Origin of the sequence: Streptomyces sp. NBC_01142, from assembly GCF_026341125.1 — a bacterium.
Lineage (GTDB): Bacteria > Actinomycetota > Actinomycetes > Streptomycetales > Streptomycetaceae > Streptomyces.
The window spans coordinates 746340-771394 of the sequence record NZ_JAPEOR010000003.1 but is presented as its reverse complement, the minus strand read 5'-3'; the positions used below and the strand labels follow the sequence as shown (position 1 = coordinate 771394).

Below are 25055 nucleotides of genomic sequence, written 5' to 3'. Positions count from 1 at the left end.
GAGTTCAGGCCGTGGCACCGGCCGCCCCGGCGCTCTGCTCCGCCCACCAGCGCCGCCCCTCGCTGCCGAGCGTCTGCACCGGGTCGTAGTAGTGATGGCGGCGCCCGAGCGCCTGAGGGTCGTCCTTCTCCAGCGCGGTGAGGTAGTTCTTCGTCCAGGAGGAGACACCGCGTTCACGGTCGTATTCCTCGGCCTGGTGCACCCACCGCTTGCCGACGTACGGCACGTCGCAGACCAGCCGGGGCGTGGCGAAGCCCGGCAGATAGCCCATGATCGCCTGTTGCAGGTCCTGTGCCTCGTGGAGGGCGATCCGCCAGTGCTCGGCGTGCGGAATCATGTCGCAGAGGTAGAAGTAGTACGGCAGTACGCCGGCGCCGTCGAGCAGGGCGAAGCACACGTCGAGCAGTTCCTGCGCCGAGTCGTTCACCCCGCGCAGGAGCACGCCCTGATTGCGGACGTCGCGTACGCCGAGGTCGAGCAGCGCCCTGGAGGCCTCGGCGTTGAGGGGGGTGACCTGCTGAGCGGCGTTGACATGGGTGTGGACCGCCAGGGCGACACCGCGGTCCCTCGCGATCTTGGCCAGCCGTTCGACACAGCCGCGGGCGTCGGACGTCAGCCAGTGCTGCGGCAGGTCCATCAGCGCCTTGGAGGCGAGGCGTACGTCCCGGACATGGTCGATGTCCAGCAGTGCCACGAGGAATTGCTCGAGCCGCGGCCACGGAACATTCGCGATATCACCTCCCGACACCACCACATCACGCACTGCCGGGGTGTCCCGCACGTAGCGGATCATTGCATTCAGCCGGTCCGGCTGGCGCGCGGTGAACCTCACTTTCGTCACCTGCGGTGTGGAATTGCCGACCAGATCCATGCGGGTGCAGTGCCCGCAGTACTGCGGGCAGGTGGACACCAGTTCCGCGAGGACTTTCGTCGGATAACGATGAGTGAGACCCTCGACCGCCCACATGTCGGCCTCGTGCAGAGAATCGCGGGCGGCGTACGGATGCGAGGGCCATTCGGGGTCCCGGTCGGAGAAAGCAGGCAGCATATGGCGCCGGACCGGATCCGCGTACATGGACTCGGCATCCGGAACAGCATCGGGCACCATGGTGTTGAGGACGTACGGCGGCAACAGCAGGGACATCGTTGCCAGTTCGGCCTGGTCGCGCTCAATGTCCCAGTAGAACGCGCCGGGCAGCAAGTCTCCGTATACTGCGCGTAGTTGACGTGCATTTTTCACACAGTGCGCGCGCTGCCATCGCACATCGCGCCATTGTTCCGGGCTGACGTCCCGCCAGCCGGGGAGGCGTTTCCAGTCCGTCTCGACAAGCTCCTTCCGAGCATAGGAATACGGCTGGTGAAGCATGACCATCCCCCTTGGCGCCACGGTCCACGACACGCGGTACGAAATGCTCGGCCGGACCCTGCGGGCCGGTTGTCCCGTTCGTGGGGACGGTGGAGAACTTATCCGCAGGAAGGCCTTCGGGCCATGCGCGCCGGAGGATTGCCGGGGCAACTTACTGTCAGTGGCAACAACTGGACAGCAATGGTGGCCGGTGGGACCTCCCGGACCTCTCGGAGGCGGTGCTAGCGTGCCGGCCGCGGGGAATTGAATCGGGAGCCGCTCACGACCGGACGGCTGATTCCCCTTTCGGTACTTCACCATTTCTGAAGGTCTCCAGGGGGCGGACATGTCGCGAATCGAGCACCACGAATGGCCTGCGTCGACGGCGCAGACGGGTATCTGGTTCGCGCAGCAGCTCGCCCCGGACAGTCCGGCCTATGCCGTCGCCCACTTCGTGGAGATCAGCGGCGCGCTCGATCCCCTCCTGTTCGAGGTGGCGGTCCGTCAAGGTGTGCGGGAGACCGAGGCGATGAATGTGCGGTTCCTCGCGGACGACGAGGGCGGGCTGACCCAGATCCTCGATCCGCTGGAGTTCTGGCCGTTCCCTCAGCTGGATCTGCGTCAGGAGAGCGATCCGCAGGCGGCGGCCGAGGCGTGGATGCGGACGGATGTGGTGCGGCCACTGGATCTGGTGAGCGGGCCGGTCTTCTCCATGGCGCTGCTGCGTACCGGGCAGGAACGGTTCCTGTGGTACCAGCGCTGCCACCACATTTCGATGGACGGATTCGCCGGGACGCTGCTGACCGGGCGGGTCGCCTCCGTCTATACCGCGCTGGTGGACGGCAACGCTGCGGACGAGGGCGCGTTCGGATCGCTGCGGCTCCTGCTGGAGGAGGATGCGGAATACCGGGCGTCGGCGAGCCATACGGATGACCGGCGCTACTGGGCGGAGCGGCTGAAGGGACGGCCGGAGGCAGTCGGCTTCCCCGGCACCCCGGTGGGCGGGGGCGCGGGCGAGGACCGGGAAGGAAAGGACAGGGAAGGCGAGGGGCACACGGGCGCAGGCGTCGGGCTCGGCTTCATCCGGCAGAGCGTCGAGGTCGCTCCGGAGCCGGCAGCCCGGCTGAAGGAGCTCGCGGCGGCGGCCGCGACCAGTGTGTCCGGCATCCTGATCGCCTCGCTGGCCGGTGTGCTGCAACGCCTGACCGGCACGGACGAGTTGACGCTCGCCCTGCCGGTCACCGGCCGGACGAGCCGCACGGCCCGGTCCATTCCGGGCATGACGTCCAACGTGCTGCCGCTTCGGCTGTCGGCCGGTCCGGAAACGACACAACGGGAGCTGGTCAGACAGGTGACCCGTGAGGTACGCCAGGCCCTGCGGCACCAGCGCTACCGCTACGAGGAGATCCGGCACGACCTCGGGCTGACGGGACGGGGCGACCGGCTCGTCGGACCGTCGATCAACATCATGATGTTCGACGGCGAGGGGACGTTCGGCGGGCTCGGGTCCACCGTGCACAACCTCGCCAACGGCCGGATCGACGACTTCGACATCATGGTCTACGGGGCCGGCGGCCTGGTCACCCGTATCGACTTCAACGCCAGTCCCGCGCGGTACGGCCAGGGCGATGTGACTGCGGTGCGCGAGGCGTTCCTGTCCTGGCTGGAGTCGGCCGCCGCGCACGGTCCCGACACGCCGATCGGCCGCCTGGCGGTAACGGGCGCGGACGAGCGGAGCTGGGTGCTGCTGACCGCTCCACCGGCCGAACCGGCTGCCTCCGGCGCTGCCGGTGGCGAGAGGACCGTCAGCGACGAGGGGGCCGTCGGCGACGCGACGGGAGCTCCGGCAGCCGGGACCGGCTTGGTCACGGGCCGTGAGGAGCCGCAGAAGGCGGAGCCCGTACACAAGGCCCCTGGCGTCACGGCACGCTCCCCCCGCAGCCCCCAGGAGGAGATCCTCTGCGGGCTGTGCGCGGACCTCCTCGGTCTGGAGCGGGTCACCGTGGACGACAACTTCTTCGACCTCGGCGGCCACTCGCTGCTGGCGATGCGGCTGATCAGCCGGATGCGTTCGGCGTTCGGGGTCGAGTTGGGGATCCGGGCGGTGTTCGAGGCCCGGACCGTGTCCGACCTCGCGGCCCTGGTGCGCGACGCCCACGAGGCACGTCCGCCCCTGCGGGCGGTGGAGCGGCCCGAGGCCGTGCCGCTGTCGCCCGCCCAGCGCCGGCTCTGGTTCCTCGGCCGCGGGGGTGAGCGGGCGGCGTACAACCTGCCGACGGCACTGCGGCTCCGCGGCCACCTGGACGAGACAGCCCTCGCGCAGGCGCTCGCCGACGTGGTCGCCCGCCACGAGAGCCTGCGGACGGTTTTCCCCGACGTGCAGGGCGAGCCCCGACAGCAGATACGTGGCGTGTCCGAGGCCCGTCCGTGCTTGAAGATCTCGGCAACGACCGAGAGCGGTCTGACGGCGGCGCTGACCCGGGCGGCGGCCGTCGGCTTGGATCTGGCGACCGAACTCCCCTTGCGTGCCGAACTGTTGAGGCTCTCCCCCACCGAGCATGTGCTGCTGCTCGTCGTTCATCACATCGCGATGGACGGCTGGTCCGCGGCGCCGCTCGCCGCCGATCTGGCGCAGGCGTTCACGGCGCGCTGCGCGGGGACGGCTCCGCAGTGGGAGCCGCTGCCGGTGCAGTACGCCGACTACACCCTCTGGCAGCGGGATCTGCTCGGCGAGGAGAACTCCCCCGGCAGCCTCATCGGCCGCCAGCTCGCCCACTGGACCGAGACATTGGACGGACTGGAACCGGAGCTGCGACTGCCGGCCGACCGTCCGCGGCCCGCCGTCGCCACGTACCGGGGAGGTGTCATCCCGTGGGAGGTGGACGTAGAGACCCACCGCCGCATCAATGAGCTGGCCCAGCGGACCGGCACCAGCGTTTTCATGGTCCTGCAGGCCGCCCTCGCCGCTCTGCTCTCGCGCCTCGGGGCGGGAGACGACATCCCCATCGGGACGCCGGTCGCCGGCCGCACCGACGAAGCCCTCGACAACCTTGTCGGCTTCTTCGTCAACACGCTCGTTCTGCGTACGGACGTCTCGGGCGATCCCACCTTCTCCGACCTGCTGCAACGTGTCCGCGACACCGATCTCGCCGCGTACGGGCACCAGGATCTTCCCTTCGACCAGCTGGTCGAGGCGCTCAACCCCGAGCGCTCCCCCGGCCGCCACCCTCTCTTCCAGGTGATGCTCGCCCTGCAGAACAACTCCGGGGCGCTCGTCGAACTGCCCGGCCTGGACGTGCAGTTCGAGTCGGTCGACTCCGGGTCCGCCAAGTTCGACCTCGCCTTCGAGGTCACCGAGCGCTGCACGCCGGACGGAAACTCGCAGGGGCTCGTCGGTTCGGTGGAGTACGCGCTGGATCTCTTCGACGCCCCGACCGTGACCGCTCTCGTACGCCGCCTGGAACGCTTCCTCGCCGACGCCGTCACCGCACCCGACAGACCGGTGCGGCACATCGAGATCCTCGATGCCGCCGAGCGCCGCCGCATCCTGCACGAGTGGAGCGGCGCACCCGCCGAGATCCTGCCCGTCACCCTTCCGGAGCTGTTCCAGGCCCAGGCCGCCAAGACCCCGGACGCACCCGCCCTTGTCTTCCAGGACGAGAGCGTCCCGTACGCCGAGTTGAACCGCCGGGCCAACCGGCTGGCAGCCGAGCTGATCGGACGAGGCGTCGGCCCCGGTCAGCTGGTTGCACTCCTGCTGCCCAGGTCCGTCGACATGGTCGTGGCCCTGCTGGCCACGGTGAAGGCAGGGGCGGCGTATCTGCCCGTCGATCCGGCGTATCCGGCGGACCGTATCGCCTATCTGTTCCGTGACTCCCGGCCGGCAGTCGTCCTCACAGCCACCGGGCAGGCGGCGACGGTGCCGGACACGGACGCGCAGGTGCTGCTCCTGGACGCGCCTGCCATGGTGGCCGCCCTGGCCGTCCGCGACGACGGCGACCCGGGCGACGAGCAGCGCGTACGGCCGCTGTCCCCGCTGGACACGGCGTACGTCATCCACACCTCGGGCTCCACCGGCCGCCCCAAGGGCGTCCTGGTCCCGCATACGGGCATCGGCCCCATGGCGGCCGGCCTGGCCGCGCGGTCCGCGCTCGGAGCCGGCAGCAGGCTCCTCCAGTTCGCCTCGCCGTCGTTCGACGCGGCCGTGGCGGAGGTAGCCATGTGTCTGCTGACCGGTGCGACGCTGGTACTCGCCCCGGCGGAGCGGCTCACGCTCGGCCCCCCGCTCGTGGATCTGGTCGAGCAGCAACGGATCACCCATCTGCTGCTGGTGCCGAGCGCGCTCGCCGCCCTGTCGGACCAGGATGTGCTGCCCGCCGACGTCACGCTCATACTCGCCGGTGAGGCGCTGCCGGCCGAGCTCGCCGCGCGCTGGTCGGGCGGACGGCGGCTGGTGAACGCCTACGGTCCGACCGAGGTGACCGTCTGCGCAACGACGAGCGTGCCCGCGTCCGGCCCGGATTCCGGAAGGGATTCCGGAAGAGATTCCGGCGTGCCGCCGATCGGGCGGCCGCTGGCGGGCACCCGGGTGTATGTGCTGGACGAGAGGCTGCGGCCGGTGCCGCCCGGAGTGCCCGGCGAGTTGTACGTCGCCGGGTCGGGTGTGGCCCGCGGCTATCAGGGCAGGCCGGGACTGACGGCGGAGCGGTTCGTGGCTGACCCGTACGGGGAGCCGGGGAGCCGGATGTACCGGACCGGGGACCTGGTGCGGAGGCAGCGCGGCGGGGACCTGGAGTTCCTGGGGCGGACCGACGAGCAGGTGAAGATCCGCGGCTTCCGGATCGAGCCGGGTGAGGTGGAGGCCGTGCTGGCCGGTCATCCGGCGGTGTCCCGGGTGGCGGTGCTGGTGCGGGAGGACCGGCCGGGCGACCGGCGGCTGGTGGCGTACGCGGTCCCGGCGGAGCCACGCGATACGGGCGGTACGCGCGGTACGGGCGGTACGGAGTCGGGCCCAAGAGCCCCCGGCCGTACGGAGGCCACAGCAGAGGCGGAGAACACGGCCGAGGCGGAGGACACGGCACAGGCGGGAGCCACGGCTGAGGCGGGAGCCACGGCGGGAGCGGAGGCGCTCGGCGCGCAGCTGCTGCGGTTCGCCGAGGAGCGTCTGCCGTCGCATCTGGTGCCGGCCGCCGCGGTGATTCTCGGCTCACTGCCGCTGCTCACCAGCGGCAAGCTGGACCGCCGCGCGCTTCCTGCGCCGGAGGAGCGGGCGAAGCCCGGTGGCCGCGCGCCGCGCACCCTGGCCGAACGCGTCCTGTGCCGCCTGTTCACCGAGGTCCTGGACGTCCCGGAGGCCGGGATCGACGACGACTTCTTCGACCTGGGCGGCCACTCGCTGCGGGCGATGCGGCTGATCGGCCGGATCCGCGCGGAGCTGGGCGGGGAGCTGACCATCCGGACACTCTTCGAGAACCCGACGGTGGCGCAGCTCGCGCCACTGCTGGCCGCACCGCCCGTCGAGGAGGCGCGGCCGCGCCTGCTGAGGCGACCGAGGCCCGAACGGATTCCGCTCTCGCCGGGCCAGCGCCGGCTCTGGTTCGTCAACCGCCTGAACGGTGAGGACTCCACGTACAACATGCCCATGGCGCTGCGGCTGAGGGGAAACCTCGACCGGGCGGCCCTGGAGAACGCGCTGGACGACGTCGTGGCACGGCACGAGAGCCTGCGCACGCTGTTCCCCGACACGGACGGAGAGCCGTATCAGATCGTGCTGCCGATCGAGCGGACCGGATTTGTGCTGCCGGAGTCCGGGGCCACGGAGGACACCCTGCCGAGGACACTGGAGACGGCAGCACGCCGCGGCTTCGATCTGGCTGCCGAACTGCCGGTACGGGCCCAGCTGTTCACCCTCTCCCCGACCGATCACGTGCTGCTGATCACGGTGCATCACATCGCCGGCGACGGCTGGTCCTATGCACCGTTCCTGGCGGATCTGGCGAGGGCATTCGAGGCACGGTCCACGGGGACGGGCAAACGCCCCGAGTGGGCGCCGCTGACGGTGCAGTACGCCGACTACGCCCTCTGGCAGCAGGAGCTGCTCGGCGACGAGAGCGACGCCGGCAGTCTGCGCAGCCGCCAACTCGCTTACTGGACCGAGACTTTGGCCGGTCTCCCGCAGGATCCGACGCTGCCGACGGATCGGCCGCGTCCCGCCGTCGCCACGTACCGCGGGGCGGTCACGGCGCTGGAGGTGGACGCCGGCACCCACCGCCGCATCAATGAGCTGGCCCAGCGGACCGGCACCAGCGTCTTCATGGTTCTCCATGCGGCCCTCGCCGCCCTGCTCTCGCGCCTCGGGGCGGGAGACGACATCCCCATCGGGACGCCGGTCGCCGGCCGTACCGACGAAGCCCTCGACGACCTCGTCGGCTTCTTCGTCAACACGCTGGTCCTGCGCACCGACCTGTCCGGTGACCCCACCTTCACCGAGCTCCTCCAGCGTGTCCGCGACACCGACCTTGCCGCCTACGCGCATCAGGACCTGCCCTTCGACCGACTCGTCGACGCCCTCAACCCTGAGCGCTCCCCCGGCCGCCACCCTCTCTTCCAGGTGATGCTCGCGCTGCAGAACGACGCCGCCAGGGACGTGGAACTACCGGGCCTGGACGTGGAGTCCGAGACGGTCGACGCCGGGACCGCCAAGTTCGATCTGCTCGTGGACATACGGGAACGGCGCGCCGACGACGGGTCCCCGGCGGGTCTGACCGGAGGGGTGGAGTACGCCCTGGATCTCTTCGACGCCCCGACCGCGGACGCGCTCGCCCGCCGCCTGGAACGCTTCCTCGCCGACGCCGTCACCGCACCCGACAGACCGGTGCGGCACATCGAGATCCTCGATGCCGCCGAGCGCCACCGCATCCTGCACGAGTGGGACGGCACACCCGCCCACATTCCGTCCGCAACCCTTCCGGAGCTGTTCCGGGCCCAGGCCGCCAAGACCCCGGACGCACCCGCCGTGACCTGTGACGGCACCACACTCACGTATCGCGAGCTGAACGCCAGGGCGAACCGGCTCGCCCGGCTGCTGGTCGCACGCGGCGCCGGCCCCGAGCAGCTGGTGGCGGTCGCACTGCCGCGCTCGGTGGATCTGGTGGTGGCGCTGCTCGCCGTACTCACCGCAGGGGCGGCCTATCTGCCCGTCGATCCGGACTACCCGGCCGAGCGGGTGTCCTTCATGCTCGAGGACGCCTGCCCGGCGCTGCTGCTGAGCACGGCGGCCGTGGCCGCGCAGACACCGGGGACCGCGGTACCCGCCGTGCTCCTCGACGACCCCGAGGTGGCCGGCCGGCTCGCGGACACCCCGGGCGGCGGCCTCGAGGACGGCAGCCCCGAGGACCATGACCTCGAGGACGGTGAACTGCGCGAGCGTCTCACTCCGGCGCATCCGGCCTATGTCATCTACACCTCGGGGTCGACGGGGCGGCCGAAGGGGGTGGTGATTCCGCACGCGAATGTGACCCGGTTGTTCGGGGCCACGGACCACTGGTTCGGCTTCGGTCCCCAGGACGTGTGGACGCTGTTCCACTCCTATGCGTTCGACTTCTCGGTATGGGAGCTGTGGGGGCCGCTGCTGCACGGCGGCCGTCTGGTCGTGGTCGGCCAGGAGGTGAGCCGCTCGCCGGTGGACTTCCTGAAGCTGCTGGTCCGCGAGGGCGTGACGGTTCTCAGTCAAACCCCTTCCGCCTTCCACCAGTTGGCGCGTGCCGACCGGGACCATCCGGAACTGGGCAGCCGACTGCGCCTGCGCAAGGTCGTGTTCGGCGGCGAGGCACTGGATCCGGGCCGCCTGGAGGACTGGTACAGCCGCCACCCCGAGGACTCCCCCTCGCTGGTGAACATGTACGGCATCACCGAGACCACCGTGCACGTCAGCCATCTGGAGCTGGATGCCGCGACGGCCGGCGGGCAGGCCGGGAGCCCGATCGGCCGCGGCATCCCGGACCTGCGCATTCATGTGCTCGACCGGTGGCTCCGGCCCGTACCCGCGGGCACGCCGGGCGAGTTGTACGTCGGCGGTGCCGGACTTGCCCGCGGCTATCTGCGCCGCCCGGCGCTCACCGCAGGCCGCTTCGTGGCCGATCCGTTCGGGGAGCCGGGGAGCAGGATGTACCGGACGGGCGACCTGGCCCGGTGGCGCGCGGACGGCACGCTGGAGTACCTCGGGCGGGGCGACGACCAGGTGAAGGTCCGCGGGTTCCGGATCGAGCCCGGCGAGGTGGAGGCGGCCCTGCGGGGCTGCGTGGGCGTCGCGGACGCGGCCGTATTGGTGCGCAGCGACGCGGTGGGCGATTCGAGGCTGGTGGCCTATGTAGTGCCTGAGGCGGGGACGGGCGCGCCGGCGGAGCTGCGCAAGGCGCTGGGCGAGGAGCTGCCGTCGTGGATGCTGCCGCAGGCGTACGTCACGGTCGGGGCGATCCCGTTGACACCGAACGGGAAACTGGACCGTGCCGCGCTCCCCGGCCACTGGCCGGGGAGCCCTGCTCCGGCCGGCCGTGAGGTGACCGGCCCCAGGGATGCCCTGGAGCTCCGGATCACCGAGGTGTGGCGGACGCTCCTCGACCTCCCGGGCGTCGGTATCGACGACGACTTCTTCGACGTGGGCGGCGACTCGTTCAAGGCGGTGCGGATCGCGCGCCGCATCGATCCGGAACTCCCGGTGATCGAGCTGTTCAAGCACCCCACTCCGCGCGGACTCGCGGCGTACCTGCGTGAGGCGCGGTCAGATGCCTCTCCCACGGACAGCTGGCTGCACCGGCTGACCCCGGCCGGGGACGGCGAGCCCGAACTGAGCCTGGTGTGCGTGCCGTACGGCGGTGGCAGCGCGCTCGCCTACCAGCCGCTGGCACGGCACCTGCCGGACCATCTGGCGCTGTGGGGTGTCTCGCTGCCAGGGCACGATCCGGCGGACCGCGACAGCGCGCCCGTGGAGTGGGAGGAAGCTGCGGAGCGGCTCGCCGAGCAGATCACGTCCGCTGTGTCCGGGCCGGTCGCGCTGTACGGGCACTGTGCCGGCACCGTGCTGGCCGTGGAGCTGGCGCGGCGGCTCGAGGTCCGGGGTGCGGCGCCTGTGGCCGTGTATCTCGGTGCGGCGCTGCCGGAGGAGGACGGGCCGGCCGGCGACGCGACCGGCGAGCCGGCAGCGGCGGCCGGGTCACTGTCCGGCTCGGACGAGCAGTTGGAGGCCTTCCTGCGGTCGTTGGGCGGCTTCGACGGCGCACTCGACGCGGACGACACGGCGGGCGCCGTACGACTGGTGCGGCACGACATGCTGCAGGCGGCCGCCCTGCATGCCCGCAGCCGCCCCGGCGCACCGCCGCGCCCGCAGATCCCGGTGTGTGTGGTGGTCGGCGACGCGGACCCGCTCACCGAGGACTATGCGGACCGCTACCGGGCCTGGGAGCGGTCCGCCGGTCCCGCGGAACTGGAAGTGCTTCCCGGGGCCGGGCACTACTTCGTCAAGCACCGGGCGGCGGAGCTCGCCGCGCTGCTCGCCGCGAGGCACCCGGCGGCCCCGGAAGACCCCGATGTATGACGTGATCGTGGTGGGCGCCCGGGTGTCGGGCGCCTCCACCGTCTGCGCCGGGCACGGCCGGCCGGCTGTCGGGCCCGCGTCCGCCCGAGAGGCCGTGCGGCTGAGGGTGGGGCCGGCGCGCCCCCTGTCAGAAGGGAAGCACCCTGCCTGACGGGGTCCGCAGGTCCAGGTCGCGGGCGGGCCTGGGTCGCACGGGCCGGCGGATACGGATCCGAGGAACGCTGGTCATCCCACTCACCCTGCCTCTCTGGTCTCGGCAGTTACACGCTGCCCGATCGAGGGCCGGGGAAACACCACCCGTCCGCCGGGCACCGGCTCGCCCCCCTGTCCTCGAAGAGGCCCGCACCGTTGCACAACAGACTCCGGCCTTGCTCGGGGCGCGCTACAACGGTGCGCACGGTGGCTCGGCCAAGGCTCTCGGCGGACGGGCACGGGGTCTTGTGCGAACATATGTCGGACCTCCAACTCCTTCGACTTCCAGCCGAGTTGCCACGCGCCGTCCGCACCGGTGATGACCTCGCGGCAGCGGGAACTCATCGGAACCGCCGAACCGTGCCGGTGACCGGAGAGCCCGTGACATATGACAAAGGCATCACCGGATCGAGTGTTGCCAAATCCCTTACGGGCCCTCGCTCCCTGTGCAACAGTCGTAACCGGTCCATTGTTCGGAGCTGGCCGTGGCCGCGCCTGTATCGGAGTACGAGATGCCGTCCCATGTATTCGCGGACCGTCCCGCCCCACAGCCGCCCGAGCGCGGCTCCGTCGACGCGCTGATCTCTCAGACGCGCCGGCTGCGCGGTGATGTGGATGCCGTCCGCCGGGACGCCGTGGTGGAAGAGGACGACCCGCAGGGCAGATGGCAGCGGGCACTGTGCGACCTGGCGGTCCACCACCTCGACGATCTCGGCGCGCACCTGGGACAGCTCAGGGAGGGGCTGCCGGAAGAGTCCACCGGGGCCTTCGAGGACGAGCTCGCCGAGTACGAGGCGGACAGCGCTCAGCGCACCGGGTCGCTGCTCAGCAGGGTCGGCAGCGCCGAGTGGAACCTGCTGACCGACGAGGTGAGCTGGTCCGACGAGCTCTACCAGATCCTCGGCCGCACCCCGGCGAACGGCCCCATGTCCCTGGACGAACTGCCCTCCATGGTCTTCGCGGAGGACCAGGCACTGCTCACCGCGATGGTGACGGACTGCCTCGTCGACGGCCGGCCCATCGACGGCGAGTTCCGTATGGTGCGGACCGACGGCCGGGTCCGTACGGTGCACATGATGGGCGAACCCGTACTCGACTCCGACGGATGCACCGCCTCCATGTGGGCGGTGCTGCGGGACGTCAGCGAGCTGCGCCGCAGCCAGCGCGCACTGCGCGAGACCAGTGACTCACTGCAACGCCGGCAGCACTTCGCCCACACGGAGCACCGGCTCGCGGTCGAGCTTCAGGAGGCCGTACTGCCGCCGTGGCGCGGTCCCTTGCAGTTCCCGCAGGACGGACCCGCCGCGCTCGATGTCGCGGCGCACTATCTGCCGTCCACCAACAGCGCCCTGATCGGCGGCGACTGGTACGACGCGCTCCAACTGCCGGGCGGTGAGTCCCTGTTGAGCGTCGGCGATCTCACCGGGCACGGAGTGACCGCGACCTCGGCGATGGCGATGCTGCTGGGTGCCCTGCGCGGTATGGCCGTGGCGGGGATCAGGCCCGGGCAGCTCATGGCGCATCTCAACCAGCTGCTGGAGACATCGGCGCAGCCGGCCCTGGGCAGTGCGGTGTGCTGCCGCTACGACCCGGCCACCCGGACGCTCTCCTGGGCGCAGGCCGGACACCCCGCCCCGCTGCTGTTCCGCAACGGGACGGGGAGCGCGCTGACGCCGCCCGACGGGGTGCTGCTCGGTGCCACGACCGGCGCCGGGTACGAGCAGGCCGAGCTCCAGCTGATCCCCGGCGACCTGTTGATCCTGCACACCGACGGACTGACGCGCACGAGCGCCGCCGCGGAGTGTGACACGGACCGGCTGCTCGCGCTGGCGCCGCGTTTCGCCAAGGCTCGTGACGCGCAGGAGTGCGTACGAACGGTCGTCGAGGAGTTCGGTGAGGACGACCGCGAGGACGACGCCTGTGTGATGGTCGCGAGGATCGGCGGGTAGAGGGACTTCCGGCGTCTGCCCGGAACTGTCTTCCGGGCAGAATTGTTCCTGGCCGGATTCCCGCCCCCAGCTGTCTTCCCGAGGCTGTCTTCCCGACCCCGGCCGTCTCTTGCCCAGGTCGCTGATCCAGGCTGCTTCCTGCCGGAGACCGGGCCCGGAATGAGAACGGGAACCCGCTGGGTTCCCGGATCTCTCTCCCGGGTCCTAGATCCCGGCGCTCCTCGCCCTCTTCGAGGGGCTGTGGGGCAGGGCCAGCTGGATCTCGTCGCGCAGATCCTGGATTTTCGCGTAGCCCGCGTAGTGGCCCGTCAGGCGGTACATCTCCCGCAACCTGTCCCACGTCCGGTGCGAGGAGGTCTCCCCCATCGAGACGAGTGCCAGCCTGGCGTAGCGGTCGGCCTGTTCGGGGTCGTCGGCGATGAAGCACGCCGAGGCCAGTGAGATGTAGTCGAAGATCTTGGAGCGCTGCCGCCCGCCCTCGCGCAGCTCCAGTGCCCGCTTGGCATGTTGCTGCGCGGTGCTCGCGGCCGCCGGGTCGTGCTCGGCGAGTGTGCGGTACGCCAGTGCCTCCATGCCGTGCAGATCCGCCTCGTCGAACATCTGCATCCAGCTGGGCGGCGGTACGTCGCCCTTGTCGGAGACGAACAGGTCCTCGGCTTCGCCGAGGGTGCGGCGCATGGCCTGACCGCGGCCCATGGACGCCTGTGCCCAGGCTTCGATGGTGTGCAGCATCGCCTGGGTGCGGGGCAGGGTCTGTTCCCCCGAGCCGGACTTGGCGAGCTTCATCAGGTCCAGGGCGTCGTCGGGACGGCCCAGGTGGACCATCTGGCGCGCGGCCCTGGAGAGCGCTTCGCCGGCACGCGGGCGGTCGCCGCCCTCGCGAGCCGCATGGGCGGCGATGACGAAGTACTTCTGGGCGGTGGGTTCGAGGCCGACGTCGTGGGACATCCAGCCGGCGAGTACGGCGAGGTTGGCGGCGACGCCCCACAGGCGCCGTTGGAGATGGTCGGGGTGGTGGTAGGCGAGCATGCCGCCCACTTCGTTGAGCTGCCCCACAACGGCCTTGCGTTGGAGCCCGCCGCCACGGGAGGCGTCCCAGGCGCGGAACACTTCGACCGAACGCTCGAGAGCCTCGATCTCCTGGGATCCGATGGGGGCGGCCTCATAGCGGTCGTACCCGGCGGGGTCGGCGTTCAGGTGGCTGTCGATACGAGGGGCGTCGGGGGTGAGTGCGGGGTCGGTCTTGAGCCAGTCGTGCATGGCGCTGCTGAGTGCTGAGCCTGCGGCGAGCGCGGCGCCCGCGCCCACCAGGCCGCGTCGGTTGAGCATGAGGTCCATTCCCGTGAATTCGGTGAGGACCGCCGCCGTCCGTTCGGGAGCCCACGGAAGGCCGTCAGGGTTGTCAGTTCCCTGGACGTCCCGCCGCTTACCCGCTCGCCCGTTCCGTACGAACCCGAGGTCCTCGATGGTCACGACACGACCGAGTCGCTCGGTGAACAGAGCTGCCAGCACTCTCGGCACGGGATCGCGCGGGGTCTCCCCCATGTCGATCCAACGCCGCACCCGCGAGGTGTCGGTCGCCAGCTGTGGGTGGCCCATGGCCGCCGCCTGCCGGTTCACGAGTCTTGCGAGTTCCCCCTTGGACCAGCCGGCCAGGCCGAACAGGTCGCAGAGGCGGGTATTGGGTTCTCCGGTCACTTCAAGCCCCCAGGTTCTCGGCTGAGTTGACAGTAACTCCCTGTCAGAGGCGTTGGGACTATTCGCCAGGGTTCGCCAGGGTGCGCCAGATGGTGTGCCACCCGCGGCCGGGTGTCACGTAGGAACGCGCCACCTCGGCCCGGCAGCCGGAAGCATTCCCCAGGGTGCCGACCGGCTGCCGGGGCGGGCAGCGCACGTACCTTGTCGGCACACGAAGGGATCTGTAACCCCCATGTACACAGCATCGTCCTCCGTGTCCGCCCCGCCCCGGCCGCAGCGCACCGCTGTCCCGGCCGGTGCCGGACCGTATCTGGATCCCACTCACGCCGGTCGGGCCCGACGCCCCGCTGGGACGGTCGGCCAACCGCTCAGCGGGAGAATCGACTTGTCCGGCCCCCAGGGCGCGCAGCTGCGCATGGCCATCGCGTCGGTGCACCGGATCTGCCCGGAGTTCAACCCGGTGCAGGTGCTGCGCAGAAGCGGACGTTCCGTACTGCTCGTCGGCACCACGGGGCGTACCACCGCGGTCGCCAAGTGCTTACTCGACCACTCACCCGCGTGGGTGGAGCGGCTCCGTCATGAAATAGCTTCATATCGCGCCTTCGTCCGGCACCGCCCACCGGTGCGGGTCCCGCGGCTGATCGCCGCGGATCCCGACAACTGCACACTGGTGATCGAGCGGATGCCGGGCCGAGCGGCGGCCCTTGCACGGCACCCGGCCGAGGCTCCGCCTCGTGCCGATGTACGGGCCGCCCTCGGCGCGATCGCCCGGCTCAATGCCTGGCGGCCGCCGGCCGGGATGTTCGACGCCCCTCTCGACTACGCGTCCCGGATCTCGCGCTATCACGAGCTGGGGCTGTTCACCGACCGTGACCTCGGCGATCTGCAGAAGCTGCTGCACGGTCTGGCGCATGCGGGCGGCAGGCAGGGCATGGGGCAGTTCTGTCACGGCGACGCACTGCTGTCGAACATTCTGCTGTCGCCGGCGGGTCCGGTGCTGGTCGACTGGGAGCACGCGGGCTGGTATCTGCCCGGGTACGACCTGGCGACGCTGTGGTCGGTGCTGGGAGACGCGCCGGTGGCGCGGCGGCAGATCAGTCAGCTGGCGCAGCAGGCGGGACCGGCGGTGCGGGACGCGTTCCTGGTCAATCTGATGCTGGTGCTGACCCGGGAGATCCGTACCTACGAGACGGCGGTTCAGCGGACGATGCGGGAGGCGGCGCCGGCAGGCGGCGGGCATCCGCAGTCCGGTGGGCTGTCGGCCGGCGAGGAGCAGCGTTTGCTGCTGCGGCGGTTGCACGACGACTGCGCGCTGGCACGGCGGGCTGTGCGCGCCGCGGTCGGCACCCGCTGACCGGCCACCACTGAGGGGGAAGTGCGCTGCGCACCCAGTGCCGACACACTGGGCGCGCAGCGCACTGTGGTGCGCGGGGGGTTGGGCGCGGGCCGGCTATGACCTGTGGAACTCCACCGCGTCCACGTCGAAGGAGTTGTTCTGCGGGGACGTGAAGACGAGATACAGCTTGTGGGTTCCGGCGAGCGCTTCGACCGGCATCTGCGGGGTGGTCCGGTAGGTGTCCCATCCCCCGGTGCTGGGGACGGGCGTGGTGGCCAGCAGTTTGCCGTCGGGGGCGTCCGCGCGCAGTTCGATCGCGCCGACTCCGTACGGCGAGGACAGTGTGTAGCTGACCGTGCCGACGCCTTCGACGCTCATCGGGTCGAACGCCACCCAGTCGCCGTTACTGACGTCGCCGATCCGCTTGCCGTTCTCCGCGCCTGCCTGGGCGACGATGCGGGTGCCCGACTGCGCGTCGTAGTACTCGGCCTGCTTGTGCCTGGGGTGCAGCACGGAACGGCCGTAGCCGGTCAGAGCGCTGGTGCCGTCTCCTCCCTTGTCCGTGTACTTGGCGTTGAGTACATAGGTGAGATCGGCGCCCTCCGGGTGGCCGCCGAGGTCACCGGTGTCGACGGTGCCTTCGCAGCCGGGGATGTCGGTGGTCGGGTGCTCGTGGTCGTCGTGGCCGAGGGCCGGGTTGACGGTGACCTTGGAGCAGTCGACGGGGCCGTCCTCCGGGTCGGTGACGGTGACCTTGTACGGAATCTTGTCGCCGAAGGTGATGAGTTTGCCGTTGACCGGGAAGTCGATGGTCACCTTGGGTGCGGTGTTGCCCGCGGTGATGGGGATATTGGCGTAGCCGGACTTTCCGGTGGCGTCGGTGACCTTCAGCTGCGCGGTGAAGTCTCCCTTGGCGGTGTAGGTGTGAGTGGGGTCGGCCTCGGTGGAGTCGTACGTACCGTTGCCGTCGAAGTCCCAGGCGTAGCTGAGCGGATCGCCGTCGGGGTCGGCGCTGCCGGCGCTGGAGAAGTCGACCTCGAGCGGTGTGGGTCCGTCGGTGGCGGAGGCGGCGGCCTTGGCGACGGGAGTGCGTTTGCCCTGCGCGTAGTCGATCCGGTAGAGGCCGGAGTCGTTGTTGCCGCCGCCGAAGGAGCTGCCCCATTCGAGGACGTACAGGGATCCGTCGGGGCCGAAGGTCATGTCCATCGGCTTGTTGAATTTCTGCGAGGACAAGAAGTCATTGATCTTGAGAAGCTTGTTCTGCTTGTCGAAGCGCATCTCCTTGAGGTAGTTGCGCGACCATTCGTAGAAGAAGTTCGCACCGTCGAAGTAGGCGGGGAACTTGGTGCTGGAGGGGTTCTTGGCGTCGTAGCGGTAGACGGGGCCGCTCATCGGGGCCGCGCCGCCGGTGCCCATCTCGGGGAACTCCCTGGACGCGCCGTAGCCGTACCAGACGTCGGGCTGATGGAGCGGCGGGAGGTCCTTGAGGCCGGTGTTGTTCGGTGAGGGGTTGACCGGCTTGGCGCAGTCGAACTTCGGGCCGACGGTCTTGGTGTCCGGGTCGTAGGGCGCGTACGCCTGGTTGTTGCCGTGGCAGAACGGCCAGCCGAAGTTGCCGGGCTTCTTGATGACGTTGTACTCGACCAGGCCCTCGGGGCCGCGGTCGGTGGTCGGCAGGCCCCGGTCGGGTCCGTAGTCGGCGACATGGACGTAGCCGGTCTTCTGGTCGACGGTGAAGCGGAACGGGTTGCGGAAGCCCATCGCGTAGATCTCGGGGCGGGTCTTCTCGGTGCCCGGGCGGAAGAGGTTGCCCTTGGGGATGGTGTAGCCGCCCCGGTCGCCCGGTTTGATGCGAAGGATCTTGCCGCGCAGGTCGTTGGTGCTGCCCGCGGTGCGGGCGGCGTCCAGCATCTGCTTGCCGGGGCGCCAGTCGAGCGGGGCGTAGCCCTGCCAGTCGGGGTCGAGGTTGGGCGGTACGTCGTCGCCGACAGCGAGGTAGAGCGTGCGGTCCGGGCCGAACTCGACGGCGCCGCCGGTGTGCCCGGGCTCGGGGAAGGTGCGGTCGCGGTACGCGGGGACGTCGAGGAGTTTCTTCTCGCTCTTCAGGTCGAGGCTGTTGCCCTTGACGGTGAAGCGGGAGAGGCGGTTGACGTCGTCCTTGGCCCCGGCCGGCGTGTAGTAGAGGTAGATCCACCCGTTCTTCTTGAAGGCGGGGTCCAGTTCCATGCCGACCAGGCCGTCCTCGCCGCCGGTGTAGACGTCGAGCTTGCCGGCGCTGACGGTGGAGTGCGAGGAGGGGTCGAATATCTTCACTTCACCGTTGCGCTGGGCATAGAGGACCCGGCCGTCGTGGGCGACGTCGAGTTCCATCGGGTCGGCGGTGTTGTCGTCGAGGGTGACCTTCTCGTAGCCGCTCCAGACGGTGCCGCCGCAGTCGCCGGCCTTGTTGCCCGCGGCCCACTGGACGCCGCCGACGACATGGTCGCGGAAGGCGGCCTCGCTGTACGAGGGGATGTCATGGCCCATGGCGGTGGCCCAGACCTTGCCGCCCTCGGTGTTGCGGCACCAGGAAATGGGGTGGTCGGCGCCCATGGCGGAGCCGCCGGGGTTGTACGTCGTCTCGTCGGCGGTGACCAGGACATGGACGTCGCCGCGGGGGTTCTCGTCGAAGTTGTACCACTCCTCGGGGCGCTCCCAGCGCTCCGGAAGCCCCTTGGTGGAGGGGTGGACCCGGTCGGCGACCTTGGCGGTGCCCTGCAGGACGCCGGGCGAGTGGGCGGGCATGTGCGCGCCACCGTTGATGGCCTCGTCCCACCAGGGGAACTGCTCCTCGACGCCCATGTCGAGGGTGTTGTGGATGGCGACGATGCCGCCTCCGCCGCGTACGTAGGTCCGCACCGCCTCGCGCTGGGCGTCGGTGTCCCAGACCATCCCGGAGTTCTGCAGCATGACGATGACGTCGAATTCCCTGAGCTTCGCGTCGTCGAAGACTGCAGGGTCGGCACTCTGGACGACCTCGAAGTTGTTCTCGGCGGCCTCCTCCTCGAACATCTGGATGCCCGCGGGGATGGAGGCGTGGACATAGCCGACGGCCCGGGTGAAGAGCAGGGCGCGGAAGGCGGGCGCCTTGTCGGCGGCGGTCGCGGTGGCGGTGCCGGGCAGGGCTGTCACCGCGAGCAGCAGTACCGCTGCCACGGCGACGACCGCTCTACGTATGTCACGAGCATGACAGCTCATGAGCCGGTCCTCTCTGGTGGGGTGAGGTGGGAACGCAGGAAGGCCAGGCCCTCGGTGGCGATGGCGTCCTGGGTCGCGGCGAGGGGGCGCCAGACGGAGGCCGCCACGGCGATGGCGTCGTTGTGGGCGGTGAACGACTCGATGCACAGCGGGCCCCGGTAGCCGTGGGTGGTGAGCGCGGCGAGGAAACCGAGCCAGTCGAGAGGGTCGGCTCCGGGGGTGCCACGGTCGTTCGCACACACCTGGACATGGACGATGCGGCCCGCGGCCTGCCGTACGGCTCCGGCCAGCGAACGCTCCTCGATGTTCTGGTGGTAGGTGTCGAGGGCGAGGCCGATGGTGTGCGGGTCCAGGCCGTCGAGGGCTTCGAGGCACTGGGCGACGGTGTTGATCAGGCTGGTCTCGTAGCGGTTGAGCGGCTCGACCCCGATCCGTACACCCGCGGCCCGCGCATGGTCGACAACGGGGGCGAGGTGGGTGCGCAACTCCTCGTAGGCGGTGGCCCGTTCGCAGGGGTCCAGCCGCCAGGTGCGTCCGACGGCGGCGTAGAGGGGGCCCGCGACAACGGGGGCCGAGACGGCGCTCGCCGTGTCGATGCAGCGCAGCAGATAGTCCTGGGTGGCGCGGACGGTCGCCGGGTCGGTGCGGACGAGATCGCGGTCCGGGGGCATGACGGCGATGACGGCGGCAGGGAACAGGCCGGTCGCGTCCAGGAGCTCGGCGGCGGCCGCCGGATCCCAGTCCCCGGCCTGCTCCAGTGGGAGTTCGACACAGTCGAAGCCCCAGGTGGACAGCTTGGGCAGGACGTCGACGAGCGCTTCGTGGGTGATCGGCGAATGCCAGATCCAGGGGTTCGCGCCGAGTGCGCGGGGCTTCACTTCCTGCCGCCCCAGGCCTCGGGGAATCCTGGCAGCTTCTCGCAGCCGCACATCGCGTAGTGCAGCGGCGGCATGCCGGGCTCGAGGTACTTGTCGAGAGTGTCCTGGGTGACGGTGGGCTGCGGGAGCTTCCACTCCTTGGGCACCTGCTGCCCGTCCAGAATCCTCAATGCGGCGATGACGGGCGTACGCCACTGGAAGGTGGGGTAGGTCGGGGCGATCGCGGTGAGATTCTTCTCCTTCCATGCCTGAAGGAAGTCCTGCTGGTCCTCCCCGGTGAGCGGCGGCACGTCCTTGCCCGCGTCCTCGAAGGCCTCGACGGCGGCGACGGCGGTCGCCCCGGAGTCCATCCATACGCCGTCGATGTCACCGTGCCGGGTGAGGGCGTCGGTGACAACCGACTTGGTCCTGGCGGGGTCGCCGTCGGTGAACTTCACGTCCACGACGTCGAGTTCGCTCTTGTCGAAGGCGACCTTCGCCGCGGACCAGCGGGTCTCCAGGACGTCGACGCCGGGCGAGATGCGCAGGGCGAGGATCTTGCCCTTGGGCTTGACCTTCCCTACGAGGAAGTCGGCGGCGACCGCGCCGTATCCGTAGCCGCCGATCGGGTTGATGAAGGTGACCGCACAGTCGGTCTCCACTCCCCGGTCGAAGACGATGACGGGCAGCTTGGCGCAGGCCTGCTCGACCGCGGGCGTGAGGGTGGCGGTGGTGTTCGGGGAGACGATCAGGGCGTCGCAGTCCCGTCCTGCCAGCTCCTGGATGTCGGAGATCTGTTTGTCGTCCTTGCCCTGGGCATCGAGGACGGTGAACTTGGTGATCTCCTTGTGGAGCTTCACTTCGGCCTTCATGTTCTTCAGGCCGACCTGCCGCCAGGGGTTGAAGACACCGGCGTTGGAGAAGCACAGATGGATGCCCCGGCCCTGCTTCCTGTACTGCGCCGTGTCGGTCAGCTGCGGGCCGATCATCTGCTCCCAGGGTTTGCCGGCCGGGCCCTCGGGTGTCTGCTTGCCGAGCGCCAGCTGCCGTTCGTACTCGGCCTGTTGGAAGAACTTCGACTGCGCGCCGGTACCGGAGTCGCCCGCGGACGAGCTGCCGGCCGCTCCTGCGGGCTTGTCCGGTGGCGCGTCGCTCGTGCACGAGGCGATGAGCGCCGTGCCGAGCAGCGCGGCGGCGGCGGCGACGAGGGATCGTCTGCGGATCGTACGGATGGCGGTCATGAGGGTTTCCCTTCCGGCGAGTGCATACGGCGGCGGCGCAGCCGGGACCAGTCGGCGGCGCCGAGGCCCACGGCGGCGATGACGATGACCCCTTGGACAGCGGATTCGAGGGCGCCGGACACGCCCTGAAGATTGAGCAGGGTGAACAGGGCCTGGAGGGAGAAGGCCCCGGCCATGGCGGCGACGACGGATCCGCGGCCGCCGCCGAGGACCACCCCGCCGAGGACCACGGCGGTGATGGCTTCGAATTCATAGCCGCGGCCGGCCTGGGCCGAGACTCCGGAGAAGCCTCCGACGAGGACGGCGGCGAGTGCGGCGGCGGTACCCGAGAGGATGAAGGCGACGGTGCGGGCCCGGGCGACACGTACGCCGGCGAGTGCTGCCGCTCGTTCGCTGTCGCCGGTTGCGAGGAGGGTGCGGCCGAAGTCGGAGCGCATCAGGAGGACGGCGGCGCCTCCGGCGGCGAGGCAGGCGAGGACGGCCCAGGGCAGCCAGCCGAACGCGGTGCCGCGGCCGAGCTGGCGGAAGGCGGCGGGGAGCGCGCCGTGCGGGGATCCGCCGGTCCAGAAGAAGACGGCACCTTCGAGGATGAGCATCATGCCGAGGGTGGTGATGAACGACGGCACCCGCAGAACGGTGGTGATCAGCCCGTTGAGCAGCCCCGCGAGCGCTCCGGCGACAAGCAGTACCGCCGTGACCAGCAGCCAGGGCGCGGAGGGGAAGGATCCGTAGAGCTCGGCGGCGACGACCACGCCCGCGGTGACGATCGCGCCCACGGAGAGGTCGAACTCTCCGCAGACGATGACCAGGTACTGCCCGGCGGCGAGGATGACCAGAGGAGCGGCGCGTTTGACGAAGGCGAGGAAGCGGTCGGGCTCGAAGAAGCCGGGATCGGTGAGGGCGAGCGCCGCGAGCAGCACGACGAGCAGGACGTACACGGGGGCGCCGGTGCCCAGGGTGCGTACGACTCGCCTGGCCGCGGGGGCCGTTGCCGTCGTCATGCGGGCCTCCTTGTCGAGCGCCGCGCGTAGAGCGCGACGGCCGCGATGATGACGACGCCCCGTACGACGTTCTTGAAGAAGGGGTCGACGGAGAGCTGGTTGAAGACGCTGTCGAGTACGGCCAGGACGAGGACCCCGCCGAGGGTGCCCGCCACTCCCCCGCGGCCGCCCGCGAGCGCGGTGCCGCCGAGGACGACGGCGGCGATCGACTCGAGGTCGTAGCGGGCTTCGGTGCCCGCCCAGGGCGCTCCGGCGCCGAGTCTGGCGGCGAGGAAGAGGGCGGCCGCGCCGACGCACAGCGAGCAGAGGACGTGTGCGGCGACGACGGTGCGGCGGGTGCGTACGCCGGAGAGCCGGGCGGCGTGCTCGTCGCCCCCGGTGGCGTACATGTGATGGCCCAGGCGCGTGCGTCGGGTGATCAGCCACATGACGACGGCCACGGCAGCGAGCAGGAAGAGGGAGACGGGGACCGGGCCGAGGCGGTCGTAGCCGAGGTGCTGGAAGGAGGCGGGGACCTTGCCGGCCGGTCCGGTGTAGTTGTTCTCGATCCAGCCGCGCAGGATGAAGGCGCTGCCGAGAGTGGCGATGAAGGCGTTGACCTTCAGTCCGGTGACGATGAGGCCGTTGGCGAGTCCGACGGCCGCGCTGAGCGCGAGGACGGCGATCACGGCGGTAAGGACGCCGCCGCTCTGCATGGTCTCGGCCGCGACGAGCGTGCCGAGGCTGATGAGGTAGGCCACGGACAGGTCGAGTGAGCCGGTGAGAATGACAGCGGACTGGCCGACGGCGACCAGGCCGAGGGCAACGCAGTTCTGCAGGATCGCCACGATGTTGGTGAGGGCGAGGAAGTCCCCGCCGCGGGCGGCGACGACGATCCAGCCGAGGAGGGTGACGGCGAGCGCCGCCAGCCATACGCCGACGACGGGGTCGGTGAGGCGCACCCGGGCCGGGGCGCGGGGCGGTGCCGCGGCGACGGTCGCACTGAGCGAGTTCATTCGGCCTCTCCCGGGGTGTGGGGGCCACCGGATCCGGGCGGCCGCCCGCCGCGGCGCACGGTGGCGCGCTTGTCGGCCGGCGCACCCGCCGCCGCGTCGGGCGCCGTCGTCGTGCCGCCGGTGGCGAGGCGCATGACCTCCTCCTCGCCCGCGCCCGCGGCGAGTTCACCCGCGAGTCGGCCCTGCGACATGACGAGGATGCGGTCGCTCATGCCGATCAGCTCCGGCAGCTCGGAGGAGATGATCAGTACGGCGAGGCCTTCACGGGCGAGTTCGCGTACGAGGGTGTGGATGGCGGCCTTGGCGCCGACGTCCACGCCTCGGGTGGGTTCGTCGAAGAGCAGTACCTGGGGGCGGGCGGCGAGCCACTTGGCGATGACGACCTTCTGCTGGTTGCCGCCGGAGAGGTACTGGGCCTGCTGGTCCTCGCCGCGTGAGCGCAGGCGTACGCGTGCGAGCAGTGCGGTGACCTCGCGTGCGGCGGGAGGTCTGCCGCGGGCCGGGACGGCGCGGGTGACGAGCAGCGCGTTGTCGCGTACGGACTGGCGCAGCGCGAGGCCTTCGGTCTTGCGGTCCTCGGTGACCAGGGCGATGCCTGCACGAATCGCCTCGCGGGGCCGGGCGGGCCGCAGATTTCTCCCGCCGACGGTCATGGCACCGGCGGTGAAGGGCGCCACGCCGAACAGCGCGCGGGCGAGAGACGTGCGGCCGGAGCCCTGGAGGCCGGCGACACCGACGACTTCGCCCGCGCGCAGGGTCAGGTCGATACCGCTGATGCGGGCGTTGGCACCGGCGGTGACGGTGAGCCGCTCCGGGCCGATCTCCTCGGGGCGGGCGCGGGGCGGGTAGTACGCGGTGAGTTCGCGGCCGACCATGGCGCGTACGACCTGGCCGGCGTCGGTGTCCTGGGTACGGAGTGTGCTGACGCGGCGGCCGTCCTTGAGGACGGTGATGCGCTGCGACAGGTCGAAGACCTCGCGCAGCCGGTGCGAGATGTAGAGAATGCCCAGGCCGCGCCGGGTGAGCCGGCGGACGAGGGCGGACAGCAGCTCGACCTCGTGGTCGGCCAGCGGTGCGGTGGGCTCGTCCATGACGAGGACACGTACGTCCGAGGCCAGGGCCTTGACGATCTCGACGGTCTGCCGGCGGGCGACGGTGAGGTCGCGGACCAGGGTGCGCGGGGTGATGCCGGTCTCGTCGAGTTCGGCGAGGAGTTCGGCGGTGCGCGTCTCCATCGCCTTGCGGTCGACGAGTCCGCGCCGGGTAGGTTCGCGGCCGAGGAAGACGTTCTCGGCGACAGTGCGATGGTCGAGGAGGGCGAACTCCTGGTGGATGATGCCGATTCCGGCTGCCTGTGCCTGCGAGGGGTGGGTGAAAGCGCGGGCGGTGCCGTCGATGGTGATGGTCCCCGAGTCGGGTAGGTGCTCCCCGGCGAGGATCTTCATCAGGGTGGATTTCCCGGCGCCGTTCTCGCCCACGAGGGCGTGCACTTCGCCGGCTTCGAGGTCGAGCCCCACGTCGTGGAGGACAGGCACCCCGAGAAAGCTCTTGGACACGCCGTGCATCGTCAGCATCGCCTGGCTCCTTGGGCACTGGCTCCTTGGACAGCGGT

General features: G+C 70.5%; 11 protein-coding genes and 1 pseudogene. 3 read left to right on the top strand and 9 right to left on the bottom strand.

The window, feature by feature from the left end; translation table 11 throughout:
* Positions 1-4: 4 nt before the first annotated feature.
* Positions 5-1201 (bottom strand): KamA family radical SAM protein, encoded by a 1197-nt coding sequence (locus tag OG883_RS37490; RefSeq protein WP_266551178.1) that lies wholly within the window; start codon positions 1199-1201, stop codon positions 5-7.
* A gap of 490 nt (positions 1202-1691) precedes the next feature.
* Between OG883_RS37490 and OG883_RS37485 the strand changes: the two genes are divergently transcribed.
* Positions 1692-10937, top strand: a complete 9246-nt coding sequence (locus OG883_RS37485; RefSeq protein WP_266551176.1) for a non-ribosomal peptide synthetase — start codon at positions 1692-1694, stop codon at positions 10935-10937.
* Positions 10938-11171: 234 nt separating this feature from the next.
* Here OG883_RS37485 and OG883_RS37480 read toward each other — a convergent pair.
* Positions 11172-11389, bottom strand: a pseudogene (locus tag OG883_RS37480) (DUF5999 family protein).
* A gap of 252 nt (positions 11390-11641) precedes the next feature.
* Here OG883_RS37480 and OG883_RS37475 point away from each other — a divergent pair.
* On the top strand, positions 11642-13078 hold the full coding sequence (locus tag OG883_RS37475; RefSeq protein WP_266553179.1) for a PP2C family protein-serine/threonine phosphatase: 1437 nt from the start codon (positions 11642-11644) through the stop codon (positions 13076-13078).
* 204 nt (positions 13079-13282) lie between these two features.
* Here the strand turns inward: OG883_RS37475 and OG883_RS37470 are convergent, their stop codons facing one another.
* On the bottom strand, positions 13283-14776 hold the full coding sequence (locus OG883_RS37470) for a hypothetical protein (RefSeq protein WP_266551174.1): 1494 nt from the start codon (positions 14774-14776) through the stop codon (positions 13283-13285).
* A gap of 232 nt (positions 14777-15008) precedes the next feature.
* On the opposite strand from OG883_RS37470, the gene OG883_RS37465 reads away from it, so the two are divergent.
* Entirely contained in the window at positions 15009-16130 is a 1122-nt protein-coding gene (locus OG883_RS37465) for an aminoglycoside phosphotransferase family protein (RefSeq protein WP_266551172.1), read from the top strand.
* Positions 16131-16226: 96 nt separating this feature from the next.
* On the opposite strand, the gene OG883_RS37460 is transcribed toward OG883_RS37465, so the two are convergent.
* Genes OG883_RS37460 through OG883_RS37435 form a run of 6 tightly spaced genes read right to left on the bottom strand, consistent with a single transcriptional unit; the run spans position 16227 to position 25017 of the window.
* Entirely contained in the window at positions 16227-19349 is a 3123-nt protein-coding gene (locus OG883_RS37460; protein ID WP_266551171.1) for a ThuA domain-containing protein, read from the bottom strand.
* On the bottom strand, positions 19346-20227 hold the full coding sequence (locus OG883_RS37455) for a sugar phosphate isomerase/epimerase (protein WP_266551169.1): 882 nt from the start codon (positions 20225-20227) through the stop codon (positions 19346-19348). The genes OG883_RS37460 and OG883_RS37455 overlap by 4 nt, the downstream gene beginning before the upstream one ends.
* Complete coding sequence (locus tag OG883_RS37450) at positions 20224-21447, bottom strand: ABC transporter substrate-binding protein (RefSeq protein WP_266551167.1); 1224 nt, start codon at positions 21445-21447, stop codon at positions 20224-20226. The genes OG883_RS37455 and OG883_RS37450 overlap by 4 nt, the downstream gene beginning before the upstream one ends.
* The gene (locus tag OG883_RS37445; protein ID WP_266551165.1) at positions 21444-22448 is read right to left on the bottom strand and encodes an ABC transporter permease; all 1005 of its coding nucleotides are present in this window, start codon (positions 22446-22448) and stop codon (positions 21444-21446) included. Before OG883_RS37445 ends, OG883_RS37450 begins: the two co-directional genes overlap by 4 nt.
* Positions 22445-23443, bottom strand: a complete 999-nt coding sequence (locus OG883_RS37440; RefSeq protein WP_266551163.1) for an ABC transporter permease — start codon at positions 23441-23443, stop codon at positions 22445-22447. The genes OG883_RS37445 and OG883_RS37440 overlap by 4 nt, the downstream gene beginning before the upstream one ends.
* The gene (locus OG883_RS37435) at positions 23440-25017 is read right to left on the bottom strand and encodes a sugar ABC transporter ATP-binding protein (protein ID WP_266551161.1); all 1578 of its coding nucleotides are present in this window, start codon (positions 25015-25017) and stop codon (positions 23440-23442) included. Before OG883_RS37435 ends, OG883_RS37440 begins: the two co-directional genes overlap by 4 nt.
* Positions 25018-25055 lie beyond the last annotated feature (38 nt).

Coding starts and splice junctions, on each gene's coding strand:
- OG883_RS37485 (WP_266551176.1), top strand. CDS start 1,692: ATGTCGCGAATCGAGCACCACGAATGGCCTGCGTCGACGGCGCAGACG.
- OG883_RS37475 (WP_266553179.1), top strand. CDS start 11,642: ATGCCGTCCCATGTATTCGCGGACCGTCCCGCCCCACAGCCGCCCGAG.
- OG883_RS37465 (WP_266551172.1), top strand. CDS start 15,009: ATGTACACAGCATCGTCCTCCGTGTCCGCCCCGCCCCGGCCGCAGCGC.
- OG883_RS37460 (WP_266551171.1), bottom strand. CDS start 19,349: ATGAGCTGTCATGCTCGTGACATACGTAGAGCGGTCGTCGCCGTGGCA.
- OG883_RS37450 (WP_266551167.1), bottom strand. CDS start 21,447: ATGACCGCCATCCGTACGATCCGCAGACGATCCCTCGTCGCCGCCGCC.
- OG883_RS37445 (WP_266551165.1), bottom strand. CDS start 22,448: ATGACGACGGCAACGGCCCCCGCGGCCAGGCGAGTCGTACGCACCCTG.
- OG883_RS37440 (WP_266551163.1), bottom strand. CDS start 23,443: ATGAACTCGCTCAGTGCGACCGTCGCCGCGGCACCGCCCCGCGCCCCG.
- OG883_RS37435 (WP_266551161.1), bottom strand. CDS start 25,017: ATGCTGACGATGCACGGCGTGTCCAAGAGCTTTCTCGGGGTGCCTGTC.